Genomic DNA, 19,729 nt, shown 5'->3' on the forward strand with positions numbered 1-19,729 from the left:
GCGCCCGGACCCCCATACGCTCATCTCCGGCCGTATCCGGCGCCGTTCGCCCGAGACGTCCGCTCAACTACGCAGATCAGACGCCACGAAGAGGTTTTCCGGCCGTATCCGGTGGCTCCGGCGACTCCAGGGGCCAGACCGCCGGGAAGGTCCCGGAGCGGCACGACGAAGTGGAGGACGGGATGTCCGACGAGTTCGCCTCGGCGCTGGCCCGGCTGTGGGAGCTGGCGGGCAGCCCGACCTTGGAAACGATCAAGGGCGTCAGCAGCAGCTCCTTCAGCGACTGGCGGAAGGGCAAGGTCGTCCCCGACAAGCCCGCCAGGCTCGCAGCCGTCGTGGTGTACCTGCGGGTTGCGGCCGTGGGCCAGGAGAAGGCGGGCAAGCTCACCGCGCGGGAAGCGTCCATGCTCGCGGCCCTGGGCGTCGATCGCATGGAGGCGCTGCGGATACGGGCCCGGGAAAAGCCCGCGGCCACGCCGGGAAGCGCGGAGCTGGACAAGCTCCGCGCGCTGAGCGCGCAGGCGGTCGAGGACGCCGCCCTCCTGATGCGGCCCAACCCGCTCTTCCCGCAGGGGATCTCACTCGACGACCTGCATGTCTCCCGTGAACTGGAAGACACCGTCCTCACCCATGTGCCCGAGAGGTGCGCCCAACTCGTGGTTGGGGAACCCGGCTACGGCAAGACCACCGTACTGTGGAGTCTGCACCGCCGACTCATGGAGCTGCCCGGCAGGGAGCCCTTCTTCGTGAAGGCCTCGTTCCTCCTCGACGCGCTGCATCCCGACCCGGAGCCGCTGCCCACCGCGCTGACCGTCGCGGAGATCACCGAGGCGCTCACCCGCTGCCGCGCGGCGGTCGAGCCGGTGCTGCTGGTCGACACGCTGGACCTGCTCATGCACAGCCCCGAAGGTGCCGCGCTGGTCGCCCGGCTCATCGACGCCGCCCGCCAGCACGGGGTGTCGGTGGTGATGTCCTGCCGTCCGGGAGAAGCCAAACTGCTGCCGTTCGAGAGCCGCGACGAGGCCGACGCGGAGGCCCGCGACGCCTTCCTGCGACCTCCCCGGCGCCTGGGCGCCTATAGCTCCGGGGAACGAGCCAGGGCGGTGACCAGGCACAGCCGGATCTACTGCCCGCGGGCGGTGCACGGGCCGCTGGCGGCGGAGCAGTTGGAGCGGCGCATCATGGGCGCGGTCTATCAGGACCTCCCGCTGCGCGAGGTGTGCGACAACCCGCTGACCCTGCGCATGCTGTTCGACGTCTACGCGCCGGACCCGCCGGTCCAGGAGATCGACGTCGCCTCGCTCTACGACCAGGTGCGCCGGCAGCGCGTCGAGCAGGACAGCAGAGCCGGGTACGGTGACTCCTCCCGACCGGAACGCGCCACCCGAGACCTGCGGGACACGGCCCAGGCGCTGGCCCGCTACATGCTCGCCGCCAACGAGTTGGAGGTCGACCTGCCCGTCGCGGGGCACCATCTGGAGGAACTGCTCCCCGGCAAGCCGTGGCACACCATCGCGGAGGAACTCGCCGAACTGGAACGCCGGGGAGTCGTCTCGACCATCTCAGGCACCACCCGCGTCCGGTTCTTCCACCAGACCTTCTTCGAGTACATGGCCGCCGACTGGCTGCGCACGGCGGGGCGGGCGCCAGAACTCGTCGAACGCCTGCTGGCCAACCCCACGGACCTGGTGCTGGCCGCCGTCGCCGGCCAGCTGGTCCCCCGGGAGGCCCCGGGCGAGGCGGACCGGTTGCTGCTGCCGCTGCTGAACGACGACCGGACCGCCCCGCTGGGGCTGGAGTTGTACGCCCGGCTGCGCACCCCCGGAGCGGAGTCCCCCACCGCGCGCGAACGGCTGCGCGGCATGCCCGCCGAACCGGTGAAGAGATTCCTCACCGTCCTCCCCGGTATCCGCCACCCGCACGCCGACCGCTGGGTCGCCGACCTCACCGCCGTGTGGGAGCGGGGCGAGCAGTTGGATGCCGACGGCCGGGCCGTCCGCATCCAACTGCTGGAGTCGCTGTGCCGCCTGCTGCGCCAGCATCCCGTCGCCGCGCTGGAGCTGCTGGACGAACAGGGCTGTGTGACCTGGCTGCTGACCTGGAGCTCACCCACGCTGCGCTCCCACGACCACCTGTATCTGAAGCTGCTCCGCGCGGCCTTCCCATACGACCTCGACTGGACTCTCGACCAGATGACCGCCTTCTGGCGGCGCTTCAGCGAGGACCGGACCACCGCGGGCCTCGCCGACCTCATGCGGGCGGCGGCGCTGGAAGGGTCGCTCATCGAGGACCCCGACTCGGCGGCGCGGGCCCTACGCCGGTCGGCGGACCGCTTCGAGATCCTCCTCGACGAGACGGCTCCGGCTCTGGGAGACAAGGCGCTGGACGGTGTGGTGTCGGCGCTGGGCGTGCTCTGGGCCGCGTCGAAGTCGGCCACCCGGGCACCGGAGCGGCTGACGATGGCGCTCGACGCCGTCGCCGGCCGTCTCGACGACCCGGTACCCCTCGCGAAACTGTTCGGGGCGGGTCTGCTGGCCACGCGCCTAGACCTGCGGGACGCCGCGAAGGTCGTACGGAAGCTGCTCGCCCTGGACGAGCCCGGCGCGCAGACGGCGGTCCTTGACATGGTGGTGGTCCCCACGCTGGCCGACGGCGACCCCGGCGCGTCCGATGACCGTCCCCGGGACTCCGCGTTCGTGCGGCTGATCGAGAACAGGTGCCGGGTGGCCCTGCGCGCCCTGCCGGCGCCGCCCTTCCAGAACCGTCGGCGGACCCTCCCCGGGCTGTTCCTGGAAGCGGTACTGCGCGCCAGCCCGACCCCCGCGACCCTGCTGCGGCTGCTGCCTGACGCGCCCCGAGACACCTGGCTGAGCGCCGAGGGGCTCGCGAAACTCGCGGTCCCCGCTGCCGCCGCCGGGCACCCGCGGGCTGACGGCGCGCTGCACGAGTGGGCCACCGATCCCGAGGTCAACGCCGCCTTCGCCAGCAACCGACAGGCGCCGGCGACCTTCGCCACGAGCTTCGCCGAATACGTCGACGCCCATCCCTGGCTCCTGGCCCATCCCGTCGAAGAAGCACTCCTCACCTCCAACACCGTCCTACTCGTCACCGTGCTGGACACGATCCGCACCCGGCAGGTCACCGATGCGCTGTCGCACCATGAGGAGCGGCTGCGCGCGCTGGCCGGCACGTTGACCACGAGCCACGCCAACCACCGCCGACAGGGTTACCGGCTGGTGAGGGTCCTGCTGGAGAAGGCCGACTGGAGACCGCCGAGCGGTGCCGACCTAGCCGAGGAACTGCGCACCGGAGCAGCCCCCTTGCGGATCGCAGTCCTTGAACTGGTCGCCGCTGCCGTGCGTTCGGGCAGGTGGGACGCCCCGGATCTGGAGCCGCTGCTGCCCGTGCTGTACGAGTTGTCGGCTCCGCCCGCCGAGGGCCGCGACTTCTCCAGCGCCGCGGAAGGGAACGTCGCGGCCTTGGCGCGCCATGTCCTGACCAGCGCGGTGTGCCGCCTCACCCCGGTCGAGGACAGCGGGGCGGCCGTGGCGGCGTACACCGCGCTGCTGCCGTCGATCCTGCCGACGGCTCCGGCTGACGGACCGCTGGTGACGGGAGACATCCGCGAGCTGGGCCGGCTGATCGAGCGCATGGCCCACCACGACCCCGCCGCCGCGGCCCGGCTGCTCCTGGCCGTCTCCGAAGCCCTGCACTCCTATGACCCCCGCGTCCTCAAACCCAAGCGGGAGATCGCCAATCGCTGGCAGGCACCGCTCCGTGTCCTGCTGGGGCGGTTGGGTGGGATGGGCCGCAAGAACCTTGTCCTGGCCCTGGTCGTCCAGGACGTGGCCCTTGCCCGGTGCGCGGTGGAGGTGTTCGCCCAGCTGCACGAGTCCTCCGTGGCGGACCCGCCCACCTGGTTCCGTGAGCTGGCCCATCGACCGGACCTCTCCTCGACCCTGCGGCAGTCGGTGGCGAACCGGCTGCGCATCCACGCGCGCACCCGCTGCGGCGGTCGCTGGCCCGAACTGCTGAAACCGCGGTCGGCCGTCTCCTAAGTCGGTGCGCCGACCCGCTCGGTCCGCGCCAAAGGGGGCACGTCACTCCTCCTCGTCCCGGGTCAGCAACCAGGCGCCGCCCGGCCCCACGTAGAACGGGTACCGCGTGCAGACCAGCAGGACCAGGCGACGGGCACGCTCGCCGTCGCCACCGCCCACCAGCCGCCGAGGGTGCCGGTGGGGCAGAGCGCCGTCAGCAGGACCGCGGGCGCGAGGGCGAGCAGCGTCCGGGGGGCAAAGGGGTCGTAGCGGGCGCGGCGGGGTGACGGTGCGGCCCGGGTCGGTCTACCGCAGGAGGGCGCGGCGGTGCTGGAGGTGGGGTATCCACTCCTGCTCGCCGGTGCACCCCCAGACGATGTGGCCGCTGTCGGTCACCAGGACCGTCGGCATGATCCGACTCCGCTGGCAGAGTTCCTCCAGGGCGATCTTGTCGCGGTAGTGGTAAGCAGGCGATGGAGGCGCACTCGCCCACCGCGTAGCCGCACCTCGCGGGACAGCGGCGGTGCGGTCCGGCCGCGCATCGCAGACCGCCCCGCCGCGGCTTCAACGCACCGCGCGCACCGGGTGCGCACCGGGTGCGGTGACCGTATCGGTGGGCACCAGCGCACCGCACCATCCATCGCGGTGCGCGCCACCGGCCCCACCACGCCGCACCAGGCGCGCGGTGCGCGCGCCACGAGCGCGCGCGGGGCCCTCTATCACCCACCCCCTAGACCGCGACCTGATCGCCAGCCCGAATTCACGTTGACCAGGGAAAACGTTCGGGTAGCGAACGTGGTCTAGGAAGGACGCGCGCCCATCGAACCCTGGTAGAGGGGTTGGTCGGCGGTGCACGCACCGGTGCGGTGCGGCGCAGCCGAAGGTGCGCACCGGTCGTGCGCGTGAGTGCCGGGCATCGTCTGATGGCGCGCGCCGGATGCGATGCGCGACTCGCGGTGCGCACCAGAGTGGCGTCCATCGTCATCCGGTGCGCACCACGGCGGAGTCCACCCGATGGGCTCCACTCGGTGGGTGATGCCCGGCGTCGTCACCACAACCAGGCGTTGGAATGCCGCACCCGGGACAGAGCGCGGGCATCGCGGCGCGCGGCCGCGTTACCGATCCGGCTCTGCCGGGACCGGGGTCGGCGCGACTCCCTGGCTGCGAGGCGTCGCTTGACAGCGTCCTGGAGCCGCCGCCGTTGCTTGCGCAGCTCCCGCTTCTTGTCCGCCTTCGACTTCGGCTTCCGGGGCCGCTTCCAGACCGGCTCCCACCCCACAGGCTCATCGGGCCCGGGCTCATCGAGCTCGGGCTCCTGGTCCTCGTCGAACTCGGAGGCCGTCCCCTCGTGGGCCGCGCGGGCTCGGGCGAGGGCGTCCTTCAATCCTGGGATCTCGGGGTTTTCGGGTGTGGTCATGCAAGTCCTCCCGTGGGGGTCCGGCCAGGCGTCTGCTGCGCGCCGGGCGGCGGGGTGTGTGACGGCGCGGGCGGGGCGGGATGCGGCCGGGGGCCGCGGGCGACGGCGCGCTCCCGGACGCCGTCCTGGAGCTTGGCGGCCACCTTGGCGACGGCCTCGATCGTGGCGCGGGTCTGCTCCAGCGCGGCAACGTCGGTCCCCTGCTCCTGCGCACGGCCGGACTTCCGGTCCGGGCGCGATGGCCGCGGGCCAGACCTCGACACATCGGGCACGGCGACATGGCGCGTACGGGTGCGGAAACCGAGGCGCTCCGAACGCCGGGCCGCATGAACCCGGGCACTCAGCGCGCCAGCGGCGAGCCGGGCCCGCTCGTACGGGGCCGCGGACCGCTTGCGGGTCAACAGACGCACCACGGCCTGGTCGTCGGTGTCGTGCGGGTACAGGGCGCGCAGGTCGGCGGTCATCGCCAGGCCCCGGCCGACGGGGCGGGTGTAGTCGTCGATCACGGTCTGCACGATCTGTTCGTCCAGGCCGGGTTGGTGGGGTCGGCCGCGCAGGACGTAGGAGAGGTGGCGGCGTGCTTCGGCGAGCAGGTGGTGGCGCTTGAACGCCCCGCGCATCACGTACACCACGGCCACGGTGTCGACCGCCGCCAGCACGATGTCGACCACCGGCCGCACCCGCGCCCACACCGCCGCAGCCGCCGCCCGCGCCCGCTCCGCGAGGCGATCCACGACGTCGGCGCCGAACGTGGCGATGGCCGACTCCCGCCACCGCTCGCGCAGCTGGGACAGCGACCGCAGCTCGGTGCGCTTCGGCGGGCGCGTCCGGTCGGCGGCCCGACAGGCCAGCCCGTAGGCGGCCCGCTCCCCCGGCTCGTGCCCGTGCTCCTCCACATACTCGGCGGTGAGGACGGACAGGGCATCTTCGATCTGCTGACGGCGGGTCGACTGCCAGCCGATGAGCCGCTGATCGATCCCGGCTATCTCCATGACGGGCCGGCGCCCCGGGCTCACCTCGCGGGGCTCCCACGCCCAGCCGAGCCGAGCCGACACCTCCTCCATGAAGTAAAGGAGGTAGAGGCAGTCGGCCGCGACGATATGGGTCATCAACGAGTCCGCCGACACGTTGCCCCACTTCCCGTCGTGCGGCCGCCGGGCGCGGATCGACACGACCGCGTGAGCGTGGAGAAGCGGCCTCGATTCCGTGGCTCTGGACTCGTAGTGCCTAAAGACCGCGACGATCAGCCCGTCCTTGACCCGGGCCCGCTGCTTGCCGCCGGCTTTCGAACGGATCTCCGCGACCGACTCCTCCAACCACGCCAGGGACTTGTCGCGGGCGATGTCATCGCACTCCTCCAACACCTGACGGTGCTCGTCGTCCATCAGGGCCCACGCCAGGTGCGCCGTCGGCGGGGGCCGGAACGTCAAGTCGAAAGCCAACCAGGGCGTGCGCTCCTTGGCCTTCTCCGTCTTCGATGACCGGTTGTGCTCGACGGGCCTGCCCAACACCGTCGCCCGACGGGCCTTCGCCGGACTCTCCCCCGCCGCCAACAGCCGGCGCTCGATCCGGTCCGCGTCCGGGTGCCGCCCCTCCCCCAGCAGCAGCTCGGCCTGCCGCTCCGTCACCACATCCCCAGACCTCAGGCCGACCGCCGTAAGGCCCTGTCCTCTCCAGATCCCGGGCGGGACACCCGCCTCGTCCTGAGCAGCACGCAGCGCTGTACCCGCGGGCCGGTGGCCGTCACCGACCATCACGCCGCGGAACAGGTAGCGCCACCCGTCACCGGGACGAACCTCCGCCATGCTGATCACCCAGCCAGGAAACACCGCCCATGACCAGCGGAAAAGCACGATCCCGCGTGCTTCCCGCCGGGCGGGAAGCCATCACCAAGTCTTTACCGCAGCTCCCGTCAGGCGGGCCACCAGGCCAGCACGCGACAGTAAGCCACGCAGGTGTGCACAGTCCGCCCCATGGACAGACCTCTGCCCTCTGTGCCACCGCCCCCTCACCCAGCGGACCACCAACACGGTCAAGTCAGCCCAGTCGCTCTACCCGACTCGTATAGACACGGCCCCTCACTGCGACCCCTGCGAGGCCCTCCGGCCCCAGGAGTTCTACGACGCGATGCGCGCCCTCTACGGGCCCTGACCGAGCCGTGCGAATACTGCGCCCGACCAACACCAACCACTGATCTGGTCCGTCGACGGCTACCCGGTCCCATTCGGCACCTGGGATGCCTGGGACGACCGCATCGACCTCCTCATCCCGTTCGACCGGGAGAAGCAGGACTACACCGACTACAGCACCTCGCGGATGTTCGCAGCGGTCTATCCCGAGGCCGTTACCCTGGCACCCCTGATCGCCTCACCCCACTGGCAGCACAGCTGGCCGACGGCACCAAGGCCGAGCAAGCCCGTTTCTTCACGGAGATCAGCAACCGCGTCACCTACCCCTACAGCCCGCCCGGCCGCAAGGGGGACGCCATCGCGCATTGGTCCCTCGTCGACCCCTGACTGCCTTACAAGCCCGGCCGGATGCACGGCAAGCTCTCCGGCCTCGCAGCCAACCGGCTAACCCGCCACGAAAAGCCGTGATGTGGTTCAGCCGCCCCGCAAGGACCAGGGCCGCACACTCCTCTTCCACAGCCACCTCAAACCGGTCCTTCTGCGTGACCGCGAACACCGATACGAGAAGTGGGAAGGAACCATCTGGCACAGCACACGCACCGACGAACTCATGCGCGACGAGGTCGCGAAGAATCGCCGAACTGCGGCACGGTGAAGCCAGGTTCGGATTTCGTCAAGGAATGCACACCCTGCGGCGCGGCGCCACGGGCTTCCGAGCTGGCTACGGTCAAGCCCCCTGGGCCTCTGAATCAGCCACGATCATTCGGATTGAGGGAACGCCTCCGAGCTCGGATGCCTTCAGGCCTAGCTCGCTTCGAAGGTCTCGCCGCAAGGCGATGAGCAGCTCATCCACTCCGGCGTCTCCCTCGCGAGCCAGCGAGTCTCGCACCGAAGTAGCGAGCTCAATGTGCTCAGACGTCCCCAGCAAGATGACATCATCCATAGCCCGCTCAAAAGCGTGAGCCTGCTCAACGGACAACCGCCGGTGGACACAGTCGGCAAGCGTGCGGTATGCGCTGAGCAGGTAGTCGAGGCGCTGCTGGCCACGCACCTGTGTTCGCGCTTGCGCTCGTGCTGTGAAGAAGGCCAGCACAACACTGACTGACACGGCGGCAATTGGCACGACAATCTTCTCAAGTACGTCCACGCGCAGAGTCTTGCACTACCACCTTCGCCGCCGCAGCCTGCATGAGGTAATGCACCTGATAGGGGACCTCCGGCAAAGAGTGGCAGGTGCCCCACGGCTCTCGCCCCAGGTCACTCGCACAACAGGCACCCCGAACGCGACGTCGCGCTCCAAATCCTCCGCTGAGCCGACACGCTCACCGTCGACTCACCGGCCCCGCCACCGCCCCCGTCCACCGGCCGGGGGGCTTCGTGCTGCCCGGAGGCGAACCCCGTGCCCACGTACGAGACACTCCCCCGCTTCACCGCCGACCTGAACCGCCTCACCCCCGAACAACGCCACCGCTTCCGCTTCCGCCAGACCGTGAACGCCTTCGTCGACGACCTCCGCACCTAAGGCCCGTTCCGGCCGCGGCTTCCGCCCAGGACTACGCGTCAAGCAGGTCAGCGGATTCCCCGGCATCTACGAACTCACCTGGTCCATGGGCAACGGCCCCGCAGGACGCGCCACCTGGACCTACGGCACACCGATAGCCCCCGGGCAGCCCCACATCATCTGGCGGCGCATCGGCGGACACGACATCCTCACCGGCCCCTGAACGGCAAGGACTCGGAAGCCCCCGTCTCTCCAGCCCCTGCCCTCTCGCAGGGCTTGTCCTGTCCCGAATCGAAGTCAGGAAGGCGGTGCATACCCCTGGACTTGCGGAGGAAGCGGGTCAAGACTCGCGGGATGAACGACGAGAACGGAAGCAAGGACTCCGGCGTCGGCCCAGCCGCATTCGTCGGCCTCTACATGCAAACCCTCCGCGCCCGCATGACACCCGCGGAATACAAGACACTCGCCACAGCGGTCAACGAGTTCTGCCGCCTGATCACCAAGGGCGGTACCGGCTCCTTCCAGATCGACGACACCGCATTCACCCCTGGCCTCCACCAAGAACTCATGACCGTCATCACCATGCTCGCCACCGGCCGCACGGACCACCACTACATCGACATGCCCGGCCCGAACGGAACGTTCGGCGGAGCCATGGTCCAAGCCGACATCGCCAACGACCCCGAACAACTCGCCGCCGTCCGAACCAAACTCAACACCTGGTGGGCACAGCGGGAAGCCGAAGACGCGACGCTGGACGGCATCGCCCGCGCCAGCGGCCTGAACACCCAGCGGTGAGCGAACCGGCTCTTCCTCGCTGATGGCCTCGTAGACCATGGCGAGCGGCGCGGTCGCAGTGGGTGGCGGGTCTGGATCGTCGGCGTGGGGCTCGGGTCGTTCCGGCCAGCAGGCGTGCGCGGGTGTGCGCTTCCGGTCCGCTCGTACGGGGGGTTTGCCGACGAGGATCGACACCGGGGCTGGTGATCTTCCTATGGTCTGACGTGTCCCGGCCCGACCAGCCAAGGAGCGACCATGTCCCAGTTCCAGACCGGTGAGATCCCCCACGGGTTCCTCGTCAATGAGTCAGGCGGGCTCATCCACTACAAGTACGGCATTGTCCTGGCTATCCCGCAGCCCAACCAGGGCAACAACACCGTCTGGGGTGACGGTTACCTCAGCTTCGGGTCCGACTGGGCCGACGTACGACTGCGGGTGGCCCTCCACAACGGCACGACCTGGACGGTCGTGAAGAACTGGGACATCAACGCCGCCGCCGGCCGGCTCGCGGAGAAGCTCCCTGCCGGAACGCAGAAGGTCAGCATCGGACGGGCGAAGAAGTCCGCCGCCGACAGCGTCGACGACGCCCCCGTCAGCTGGCTCCTCGAATACCTCTAACCGCCCGAATGGGACTCGGAGCCCCGGCCCACAGGCCGGGGCTCTTCCCCATACCGCTGTTGGAACGAGGGCAGGTCACGGACCGATTGGTATGAGACAGAACGATCGTATGGAGGGATACCGACACTGCCTCAAGGATTTTCGGCACGACGGCTCACATATCCGGTCGGAGATTCCAGTTGCCACCTGGGTCTCAAGAAGTAGCCGGAGCTGCGGACTCCTGAAGAAGGTCAGCCGTTTCGTACAGGGTCCGCACGAGTCAGGCCCGTTTCTGCGCGCAGCGCACGGTGCCCTGGACGCGGGCGGCGGACGCCGTCGACGGGGGCGTGTCAGTCAGTAGGTGACCTGAGCCTTTCTCGACTCGTCTCCGGATCTTCTCTGAGATCGTCCGGTACCTGTCTCCCTGAGTGGTGGCCGGCTGAAGGGAAGGATGGTTGATGGTGGCGAAGCGGAGCTCGATCAGTCCGGTGCGGGCCTCGTCATCGAGCTGGATACAGTTTTCCATTTCGTGCGGTGGATAGATGGCGTCGAGGTGATGGGCTCGGCTCACGGGCAGCCCGAACTCTGGCTCGGTGAGAGCCTCGACGAGCTCCTGCCGACAATGAGGGCTACTGGTACGGAAGTCGAGGTCCAGGCACCAGCGCACCGGGTTGAAGCCTTCGTAGCCGTGGATACCAAGGCCCTTGTAGCCGCTCACGTGGTCGACTGGCACGACTGTATGAAACAGGGGTAGGCGGCGCAGCAGGCCGCTGGTGCACCAGGCTCCTGCGTGGAGGTGGCTTGCCCATGGTTCGGTGTTCCACCGTTGGTCGTATGCCAGTTCTTCTTCCGTCCAGTCGGCGGGTCCTTTCCACAGTGGTCTCCAGGCGATTTGGGCGAGGGTGTCGAGTGCTTCGGTCTCGGCGCGTGTCCAGGCGGATGTGGGTAGTCCGGTTAGCCATGCCGAGGTGGCTCGGCCGGCTTGGTGGATCTCGATGCCGCGTTTCGTGCGCTGCCAGATGCGAAGACCGGGGATGCCGTGTACTTCGCCGTCGGGCTCGTAGGAGGGGAGGATCGTGCGGAGGATCTCGTGTGCGCGTCGTTCGCTTTCCACGTGGAGCTCGATGGTGTCGGTCGCGGGGCGTACGCGGCTGATTCCGAAGGTGTAGGCGGTGAAGTCGCGGTGGGAGTTGAGGATCTGGTGGAAGAGCTCTGCCTCGAAGCCGCGCTGTGTGGGTGGTGGGACGGGAATGGGTGGTTGGCCCGGGCGTAGCTGTGAGCGTGCTTGGTCGTATGTCTCGTTCGTGTAGCGGCAGCGCATTCTTGCGAGACGGGCGATTCGGCCGCGGGTCATCAGGGGGTCCTGTTCTCCGTGCTGTTCGGCCCATCAGCGCGGTGATTGAACCGTTCCTGGGTGTGTGCTTCGGGATTGAACCCGTGACGTGGAACTGCGCTGCCTTCGTTCCCCACGAAAAGGACGTTCAGTAGGCCGAAAACGTCCGGAGGAGCACGGCCCGCCACAGCCGCTGCACATGCAACGTAGAGGATCTGCCCTGCCTGAGTTCTGATTTGCGGTCTGGCGTGTCCGGTCGCGCACGTCGCTGCGGAGATGGGTATATCCCGGCCCACGGACCCAAATGGGTCCGCCGCTGGCGGGCCAAGGGCGACGCCGATCTCGCCGACCGCTCCAGCCCGCCCCGAACGACCCCGCACCGGACGTACTCCGCGCTCGAGACGGGTGCCTGCCAACTGCAGACCGCACGCAAAACTCGGCCGTCATGGGCAGAGTCGACGTGACGCGCCCATGGATGCCCCACAGACCAAGGTCGATCGCGTCCGCCGGTACCTGCACTCAACCGGATGGGCTGCCGCACGACCATCGAGTCGGTGGTACACCACCGTCATAAGCTCGCGCAGGCTCCGAACGCTTCGACGAACGGGGCATCCGCATCGCAGGGTCGTCATGAACCCACATCGCCCCCGAGTACGAACCCCATTCCGCCGGCCCTGCATCAATTGCTGGCACCCGTCGGCACACGGGCCGAGGGCCTCGTGCAACCGCCGCGCTCCCCGTCTGGTCTTCATCGTCATGTCAGTCAATCGGAGAACGCGATCCGTCCCGGATGATCGAGGGTTACGGCTGTGGAACGTCGGATGGGCCCTGGCCGTCACGTTCGTCGCTGCGGTACTGGTCGCGGGCGGTGTCTTCTACGGTCTGGTGGCCCTGCTGGACTTCCAGGGGATCGACAGGAAGGCCAAGCTGGACGCGAAGACGCTGTTCGACTTGGTGAAGCTCTCCTTCGGAGTGGTCGCTGGGGCCGGGGCGCTCGTGGCCCTGGTCGTCGCCTACCGGCGCCAGCACGTCGACGAGGTCGGCGCGCACCGTGAGGCCACCCGGCTTCACACCGAGCGGTTCTCCCAGGCGGTCGACAAACTCGGCTCCGACTCCCCCGCGGTGCGGCTCGGCGGAGTCCACGGACTGGCCGGCCTTGCCGACGACGCCCCCGATGACAGCCTGCGCCAAACCTGCATCGACGTTCTGTGCGCCTACCTCCGCCTGCCCTTCCCCACCGACCCCGGCGAACTGCCCAACCCCTTGCCCGACGACACCCCACCCGCCGAAGTACAACGCGAAACCCACCAGGACAAGAAGGACCGCTACCACGCTTTGCGCGAGGTCCGGCACACGATCCTGCGCCTCATCGGCGACCACTACCGCATCGCCCACGGCACACATCGTTCCTGGCAGGGCTGCACCCTTGACCTCACCGGCGTCACCATCGACGGAGACATCGACTTCACGGGCGCGACCTTCGCCAAGGGCCGGGTGAGCTTTGACCGTGCGACGTTCTCGGATGGCCGGGTGAGCTTCGACCGTGCGACCTTCGTCGGCGGGCGGGTGACCTTCCACCGCACCATGTTCGCCGGGGGGCGGGTGACCTTCCACGAAGCGCAGTTCACCGGTAGCGGGGTGACCTTCCACGAGGCGGCGTTCTCCGGAAGCAAGGTGAGCTTCTGGGGCGCGACCTTCTCCGGTGCAGTGAGCTTCCACGACACCGCGGTCACCGGCGGCCGCGTGGGTTTCAGCTCCGCTACGTTCTCCGGAACCGTCGGCTTCGACCGTTCGGCGTTCCGTGATGGCCCAGTGAGCTTCCACCGCGCACAGTTCTCCGGTGGTCAGGTGACCTTCCACGAAGCGCAGTTCACCGGAAGCCGGGTGACCTTCTACCAAGCGACGTTCGCCGACGGCCTAGTGATCTTCGAAGACGCGACGTTCTCCGGTGGCGCAGTGAGCTTCGACGAAGCACGATTCACCGGCGGTGAGGTCAGCTTCGAACACGCAACGCTCTCCTGCGGCGAGCTGAGCTTCGAACACGCGACACTCTCCTGCGGCGAGCTGAGCTTCGAACACGCAACGCTCTCCGGGAGCGAAGTGACCTTCGAGCATGCCGCGTTCTCCGGGAGTCGGGTCACCTTCCACGACACCACGTTCTCCGGAAGCCGGGTGAGCTTCGATGAGACAACCGGCCCGGCCCCATCAGGGCTCCTCACGGCAGTCGGTACTCCAGTACCGTCCGCAATTCGCCTGCGCGCCGACTGGCTCCCCACAAGTCCATAGAAATACGACGCTTAGACGCTTTCGAGCGCAACCGCTGGCCTCTACCATCCCTTGCCGCCGTAGCATCCTTCACCGCACTCGGGATCTCGGGGGGCTCATCGTCGTGCGGGAGTGTGAGGACTGCGCGTGAACCTGTCTATGTGCGTGACGTCTCAAGGTAAGGGAGTTGGGCGATTTGGTGACGGGAGTCGATGCTGCGGCGGCGGAGGTAGGGCCTCTGGCGCGATCCCCTTGGCGCCTGCGGGGTCGAAGCCGAGGGTGCAGGCTCCTTGTCGCTTGTTCCGTGGCCGTGGCCGGCTTGCTGGCCTTCCCTTCCTCCGTTCCCAACGCCGGCCTTAGTCTGGGTAGTTTGTTGGAGACGTTCCTGCCCTGGCTCGGCCTGGCGATCCTGGTGCTGGGGGGTTTGGCCTGCTGGCGGAGATCGGCCGTCGTGTGGTGCGCACTGCTGCTGCCCGTGATGGCGTGGCTCGTCCAGTTCGGCGGTCTGCTGCTACCGCAACAGGGCGCGGGATACGACATCACGGTCCTGCACCACAATGTCAGCGACGAGAATCCGGATCCCTCAGGCACGGCACGGAAGCTGCTCAAAGTCCAGGCCGACCTCATCGCCCTTGTCGAGGTGACTCCCTCGTCGTTCCCGGCGATCGCAGCCGTCTTGGCACCGGACTATCCGCATCATGCGGCCGTGGGAACGGTCGGGCTCTGGTCGAAGCTCCCTCTCACCAACGTGCAACCAGTAGACATCAAGCCCAAGGCCGTCAAGGCAGGTTGGGATCGCGGCCTGCGTGCCACCGCTGACTCAGAGCACGGTGACATAGCCGTGTACGTCGCCCACCTGCCCTCCGTGCGACTCGGCGTGAGCGACGGATTCCGCTCCGCCTGGCGAGACGAAAGCGCCTCCCGCCTGGGGGCGGCAATAGCCGACGAACAGCTGGAGAAGGTGATCCTCCTCGGCGACCTCAACAGCACCGTGGACGATCGTGGCCTCCACCCGCTCACCTCACAACTGGACCCGCCCCGCACAGGCCTCGCGTTCAGCTGGCCCGCCTCATTCCCTCTCGCCCGCATCGACCAGATCATGACCCGCGCAACCATCGCCACACGCATCTGGTCGCTCTCACCTACCCCAAGCGACCACCTACCCGTAGCCGCCCACATCCGCCTCTGAACGAACACCAGCAGGCATCGAGAACGCCGAGAACCGACCCACTCAAGGCAGAAACAGCCCTTCAGTACCCACACAAACTGCCCCGTCCAGCGGATCCAGTCCCTCAGCCGACGGGCAAGCGCGGATGGCGGGCAGAGCGTTCAGCTGTCCGGAGTCAGCTTTCGGTTCGTCCCGGACCGGCCGATGTCCAGGTCGAGGAGTGCAGCCAGGCTTGTGCCGCTGTGCCAGAAGCCGAGGAGGTCGACGTCGACGAGGACCAGGTCGTGGCGGGTAGCGAAGGCACGGGCCTGTTTGGTGAATTTGCAGGATGCGACGAAGAGGGGGACATCCGCTCCGTGTTCGCTGCGGGCGGTGCCGTTGAACCTCTGCAGGTCGGGACTGCCGACCGTGCGGTGCTTCGCGTAGCGCTTGCACTGCACCACTAGCTTTCGACCGTCCGGAAGGCGGCCCACCACATCAGCGCCCAGGTCGTTCGCAGCGCCGACGCGGCGCACCTCAGTGCATCCGTCTCGGCGGCAGAGTTCCGCGACGTGCTCCTCGAACTCCAGCGGGTTCATCGCCCAGACCGCTTCCATCGACCGCAGGGCCTGGGCCCGCGCCTGCTCTGCCAGCCGGACCTGCTCAGCCTCAGCCTCCCGACGTCCCGCCCGGACGAGGTAGCCGACCACTGCACCCACACCCACGACGGCTAGCACCACCAGTACTGCCGTGCCCATCCCCATCGCCCCTTCCGCGACTCAGCAGGCCGCCAGCGGTACAACTCCCCATCCCAGACGCTGTCTACCCATGGTGGGACAACCCCGGCATCAACGGCCGCCATCCGGACGAGCTATGCCTGCTGGCCCCTCACCGTGTGGAGGAGCCCACAGACTCGCGATGTCGGGAAGGTGGCCGGGCGGGCTTGAGAGGACAGTGGCCTGCGCGCTTGGAGGCTGTTGACGGGGTGGAAGGGTGTCATGGCGAGCGGAGTTGTTGACGGCCCGAGCTATCAGGAGGGTGCGAGGAACTGGGACTGCTCCATGCGTAGCTGATGGGTGGGCGCGTGGCGGTTGGTACTTGCCTCAACAGCGCGGGTTAGTAAGGTACCCCCATGACCGTCCCGTACTCACCCCAGGACAGGGAAAAGGTAGTAGCCAAGCTTCCCGCTCCCGTCCGACAGGAACTCAAGGTCCGTTGCGCCCAGTTGGGCGTCGACATCAAGGACGCCGTCACCGAGGGCATCGCTGCATGGCGCACGACGGAAAGCGCGCTTCCGGCCGTCGACACCGCCGGCGGTACGAGCTTCTCCACCTACCTGCCGACAGGTACCTATGCCGGCTTCAAGGACGACTGCAAGGAGCGCAATCTCTCCTACAACCAGGGCCTCGCGCAGTCCATCCGGCTCTGGCTGGACACCCACGCCATCCCCAATCCGGTCCCCCGGTCTCTCGGTGCGCGGCGCATCATCATGGGTAACCAGAAGGGCGGGGTGGGGAAGACAGCTGTATCGGCGGGCGCCGCCCAAGCGCTGGCCGAACGAGGCCACAGGGTGTGTCTGATCGACTTCGACCCCCAGGGCCACCTGACCCGGCAACTCGGCTACGACATGTTCGACATCGACGCTCCCAGCCTCGCCAAGCACATGTTGGGGGAAGCAACGGGCAAGATCGGTGACCTTCTCGTCCCGATAGAGGAAGGCGTCTTCGGCGGCCGGCTGTTCCTGCTTCCAGCGTGCCGCGACGCCTTTCTCCTGGACGCGAAGCTGGCCACCACCCGCCATGTGCGCATCAAGGAAACAGCCCTGGAGAAGGCGCTGGAAAGCCTGGAGAGCGTCTTCGACTACATCGTCGTCGACTGCCCGCCCAGCCTCGGTTACGCCATGGACACAGCCCTCTACTACTGCCGTCTGCGGGAGAACGAACCTGCGGGCAGTTCGGGCATCTTGATCCCCGTCCTGGCGGAGGACTCCTCGGCCGACGCGTTCGACATGCTGCTGGATCAGATCGAGGACCTCACCACCGACCTCGCGGTCGAGATCAGCCTCCTCGGCTTCATCGTCAACATGTACGACAGCCGCAAGGGCTACGTGGCGACGTCCTCTCTCGACCAGTGGAAGAGCATCGGCGATCCTCCGGTCATCACCGTCATTCCTGAACTCAAGCACCAGAGAGAAGCAGTGCGACTCAAGCAACCCCTACTGCACTACGCACCGGATTGCGAGCAGGCTGACGCCATGCGCGAGGTAGCACGGAGGATCGCATCGTGAGCACCGTTGGCGACCGCTTGGGAAGCGGTACTTCGTTCGGCCGTGCGTCACGAGCATCGGGGCTCAGCGCTCGAGGTCGCGCCAAAGCCGTGGCCCAGGGCGACGTCCCGGCCTACGAGCTGGTCCGGCTCTTGCTGGACCAGGTGTGCCCGACCCCGCTGAACCCGCGGCGGAACTTCGGATCCGAGGAGGAGATGACTCGGTTCGGAGAGGAGCTGCGCCAAGCACAGTTGGCGGCGTGCGTGGTCGTCTCACGAGACGCCTACCTCGCGCTCTGGCCTGATCACGCAACGGGTATCGGAGACGCTGAGTACGTCCTGGTTAATGGTGAGCGCCGGTTCCGCAGCGCGAGGCATGTCGGGCTGGAGTCCCTGGACTTCGTCGTCCGGAACGATCTCGCTTCAACGCGTGAGGACTTCGTCAACCATCTCCTGAAGGAGAACCTGGAGCGCGAGGACTTCGACGTCATCGAGAGGGCGCGTGGTGTACAGGAACTGGTCCGGGTCTGTGCGGAGCAGTCGGAGTCAGGAGCGCGTGCACAGGCGGCCAAGCGGCTGGGCCGTGACCGGTCGTGGGTGACCAATCAGTTGGCCTTGCTCCAGTTGCCGGACGAGATCCAGTCGATGCTCAGCAGCGGTGACGTCCCGGAACGCGATGGTCGGCTTCTGGCCCGGCGCCAGAAGGAGGTGCCTGAAGCAGACTCAGCGACTCTGCTAGCCCACCTCAAGGAGGTCCGTGCCGCGGAGGCACGGGAGCGGGAAGAAGCGAAGGCCATACTGAAGGCCGCTAAGAGCCGGGGCGCTGACGTGAGTTCCCCGGTCGTGTTGTCCACGGACAACACGACCATCCCGCTGCCCGCTCAGCCTCCGGCTACGGAGGTGTTGTCCACGGACAACAAGAGCCACTCCCCCGCCAACGAAGCCGAGACGTTGTCCGCGGACAACACTCCGGCCGATCCCTCCGAGCCGCCCACTCCCCCAGCCTTGGCGGCACCGTCAGCTCCAGCACGGTCGTCGGGAAAGACCCGCGAAAAAAAGGATGGGCGTGCGGCGAGCGTTGCCCACCGGTCGGCGGAGGATGCTGAGACGGGGGATCTGTGGGGTGATCCAGAGCGCGCTTGCCAGCACATCGTGGCGAAGATGACGAGCGCTCACCGGCGGCGCCTGACGGCCTTGCTCTTCCGCTACAACACAGAGGAAGCCGACTCTGTAGCTGTGAATGGGGACACGGACGTCTGACTCTCCGATATCCAGGGGCTGCCCGCTTCGTTGGACGCAGCAGGTCCACGGCAGGCGCCCTGCAACCGAGAAGCCAAGTTCAGCAGCGTCTTCCGAAAGCCCCGTGCCTGACGCCCGCGAGCGTTGCCACGGGGCTTTGGTACGTCGACGTCCATGGGGACCCTGTGCCTGCAGGCCCTGGATGCGGTCACCTGCCTTTCTCGGATCCGTCGGGCGCGCGCTCGTCCGGGGCTGCCTGTTCGACGGCCGGTCTTCTGGTGCGGAGAGGCCACTCCCCCACCGGAGCTCTCGCGGAGGGCATTCCTGGCGGATGCTGGGCGTCAGTATCTGTGGCCCCGAGAACCTGAATGCACTGGCACGCATCTATCTTCACTGTCTGCGGACGCACCGCCCAACGCAGTGAGCGCCTCGCACGGTCCTACCCCAGAAGGGATCGAGCTGCGCGTCTCCAGAACCGACGCTGCGACCCATCGATCACCGCCGGGAGCCCCAGCGCAAGCCGCCGCAGACTGGCACAGCTCATTGAGCCGACCGCTAAGTGGTCGGCTCCGAAAGTTCTTCGGGGGTTGGTGGCGCCGCCAGGACAGTGGAGGGTTCCAGCTGTCTGTCCAGTTCGTCCCCGGCCTCGTCGTACCCGGCGTCGGCGATCCGCTGGAGCTCGCGCAGGTCGCCAGTCGAGGCCGCACGTTGAGTGAGCAGAAACCCAGCGCGCATGGATCCCTCGTCCAACAGCGCGCTCAGCTCCCCGAGATCGCTAGCTGCGTTGGCGAGGTCGGCCAGCTGGTCCAGAGCGGTCTCGTTGCCCTCGTCAGCCAGCTCGCGCAGGGTTTCCCGATCGATATTCGTGTTCGGCATGACGCCATGCTGCAACCCTGCCCCAAGGGCAGGGTCAAGTGGGACGATGGTCAGGTGATCACCATCGGGCAGCTGGCCGGGTATGTCGGGGTGTCGATCAAGACCGTTCGCGTCTATCACGCCAAGGGGCTGCTTCCCGAGCCCGA

The 19,729-nt window shown here is 68.0% G+C and carries 15 protein-coding genes and 1 pseudogene; 10 read left to right on the forward strand and 6 right to left on the reverse strand.

The window, feature by feature from the left end; genetic code table 11:
• Positions 1-182 precede the first annotated feature (182 nt).
• Entirely contained in the window at positions 183-4,058 is a 3,876-nt protein-coding gene (locus tag ABZ348_RS32020; RefSeq protein ID WP_358939059.1) for a hypothetical protein, read from the forward strand.
• 1,027 nt (positions 4,059-5,085) lie between these two features.
• Here ABZ348_RS32020 and ABZ348_RS32025 read toward each other — a convergent pair.
• From ABZ348_RS32025 to ABZ348_RS32035, 3 genes are all read right to left on the reverse strand, one after another.
• Positions 5,086-5,454: a hypothetical protein gene (locus ABZ348_RS32025; RefSeq protein ID WP_358939061.1), complete on the reverse strand. Its 369-nt coding sequence runs from the start codon at positions 5,452-5,454 to the stop codon at positions 5,086-5,088.
• Positions 5,451-7,259 carry a MobF family relaxase gene (mobF, locus tag ABZ348_RS32030; RefSeq protein WP_358939062.1) on the reverse strand — a complete coding sequence of 603 codons (1,809 nt, stop codon included), beginning with the start codon at positions 7,257-7,259 and terminating at the stop codon, positions 5,451-5,453. Before mobF ends, ABZ348_RS32025 begins: the two co-directional genes overlap by 4 nt.
• A 1,051-nt stretch (positions 7,260-8,310) precedes the next feature.
• Positions 8,311-8,730, reverse strand: coding sequence for a hypothetical protein (locus tag ABZ348_RS32035; protein ID WP_358939064.1), 420 nt, complete (start codon positions 8,728-8,730; stop codon positions 8,311-8,313).
• Between the two features lie 252 nt (positions 8,731-8,982).
• On the opposite strand from ABZ348_RS32035, the gene ABZ348_RS32040 reads away from it, so the two are divergent.
• The 3 genes from ABZ348_RS32040 (at position 8,983) to ABZ348_RS32050 (ending at position 10,479) form a co-directional block, all read left to right on the forward strand.
• Positions 8,983-9,105, forward strand: a complete 123-nt coding sequence (locus ABZ348_RS32040; RefSeq protein ID WP_358939066.1) for a hypothetical protein — start codon at positions 8,983-8,985, stop codon at positions 9,103-9,105.
• Between the two features lie 333 nt (positions 9,106-9,438).
• Positions 9,439-9,882: a hypothetical protein gene (locus ABZ348_RS32045; RefSeq protein WP_358939068.1), complete on the forward strand. Its 444-nt coding sequence runs from the start codon at positions 9,439-9,441 to the stop codon at positions 9,880-9,882.
• A gap of 234 nt (positions 9,883-10,116) precedes the next feature.
• A complete protein-coding gene (locus tag ABZ348_RS32050; RefSeq protein ID WP_358939070.1) occupies positions 10,117-10,479 on the forward strand; it encodes a hypothetical protein in 363 nt (120 codons plus the stop codon).
• A 259-nt stretch (positions 10,480-10,738) separates the two neighbouring features.
• Here the strand turns inward: ABZ348_RS32050 and ABZ348_RS32055 are convergent, their stop codons facing one another.
• A complete protein-coding gene (locus tag ABZ348_RS32055; protein ID WP_358939072.1) occupies positions 10,739-11,812 on the reverse strand; it encodes a hypothetical protein in 1,074 nt (357 codons plus the stop codon).
• Between the two features lie 210 nt (positions 11,813-12,022).
• On the opposite strand from ABZ348_RS32055, the pseudogene ABZ348_RS32060 reads away from it, so the two are divergent.
• The 3 genes and pseudogenes from ABZ348_RS32060 to ABZ348_RS32070 form a co-directional block, all read left to right on the forward strand.
• Positions 12,023-12,237: pseudogene (locus tag ABZ348_RS32060) on the forward strand (leucine zipper domain-containing protein); the annotation flags it as partial.
• Positions 12,238-12,547: 310 nt separating this feature from the next.
• Complete coding sequence (locus ABZ348_RS32065; protein WP_358939073.1) at positions 12,548-14,077, forward strand: pentapeptide repeat-containing protein; 1,530 nt, start codon at positions 12,548-12,550, stop codon at positions 14,075-14,077.
• A gap of 349 nt (positions 14,078-14,426) precedes the next feature.
• On the forward strand, positions 14,427-15,245 hold the full coding sequence (locus tag ABZ348_RS32070) for an endonuclease/exonuclease/phosphatase family protein (protein WP_358939075.1): 819 nt from the start codon (positions 14,427-14,429) through the stop codon (positions 15,243-15,245).
• Positions 15,246-15,385: 140 nt separating this feature from the next.
• Here the strand turns inward: ABZ348_RS32070 and ABZ348_RS32075 are convergent, their stop codons facing one another.
• Positions 15,386-15,961 (reverse strand): restriction endonuclease, encoded by a 576-nt coding sequence (locus ABZ348_RS32075; protein WP_358939077.1) that lies wholly within the window; start codon positions 15,959-15,961, stop codon positions 15,386-15,388.
• Positions 15,962-16,335: 374 nt separating this feature from the next.
• On the opposite strand from ABZ348_RS32075, the gene ABZ348_RS32080 reads away from it, so the two are divergent.
• Together ABZ348_RS32080 and ABZ348_RS32085 are read left to right on the forward strand one after the other, a co-directional pair.
• Positions 16,336-17,490, forward strand: a complete 1,155-nt coding sequence (locus ABZ348_RS32080; protein ID WP_358939079.1) for a ParA family protein — start codon at positions 16,336-16,338, stop codon at positions 17,488-17,490.
• 89 nt (positions 17,491-17,579) lie between these two features.
• Positions 17,580-18,728, forward strand: a complete 1,149-nt coding sequence (locus ABZ348_RS32085) for a ParB/RepB/Spo0J family partition protein (protein ID WP_358939081.1) — start codon at positions 17,580-17,582, stop codon at positions 18,726-18,728.
• 534 nt (positions 18,729-19,262) lie between these two features.
• Here ABZ348_RS32085 and ABZ348_RS32090 read toward each other — a convergent pair.
• Complete coding sequence (locus ABZ348_RS32090; RefSeq protein WP_358939083.1) at positions 19,263-19,583, reverse strand: hypothetical protein; 321 nt, start codon at positions 19,581-19,583, stop codon at positions 19,263-19,265.
• Between the two features lie 54 nt (positions 19,584-19,637).
• On the opposite strand from ABZ348_RS32090, the gene ABZ348_RS32095 reads away from it, so the two are divergent.
• The coding region (locus ABZ348_RS32095) for a MerR family DNA-binding transcriptional regulator (protein ID WP_358933351.1) at positions 19,638-19,729 on the forward strand (92 nt) is incomplete at its 3' end.

The sequence above is a fragment of the Streptomyces sp. NPDC005963 genome (genome assembly GCF_040638655.1).
Lineage (GTDB): Bacteria > Actinomycetota > Actinomycetes > Streptomycetales > Streptomycetaceae > Streptomyces.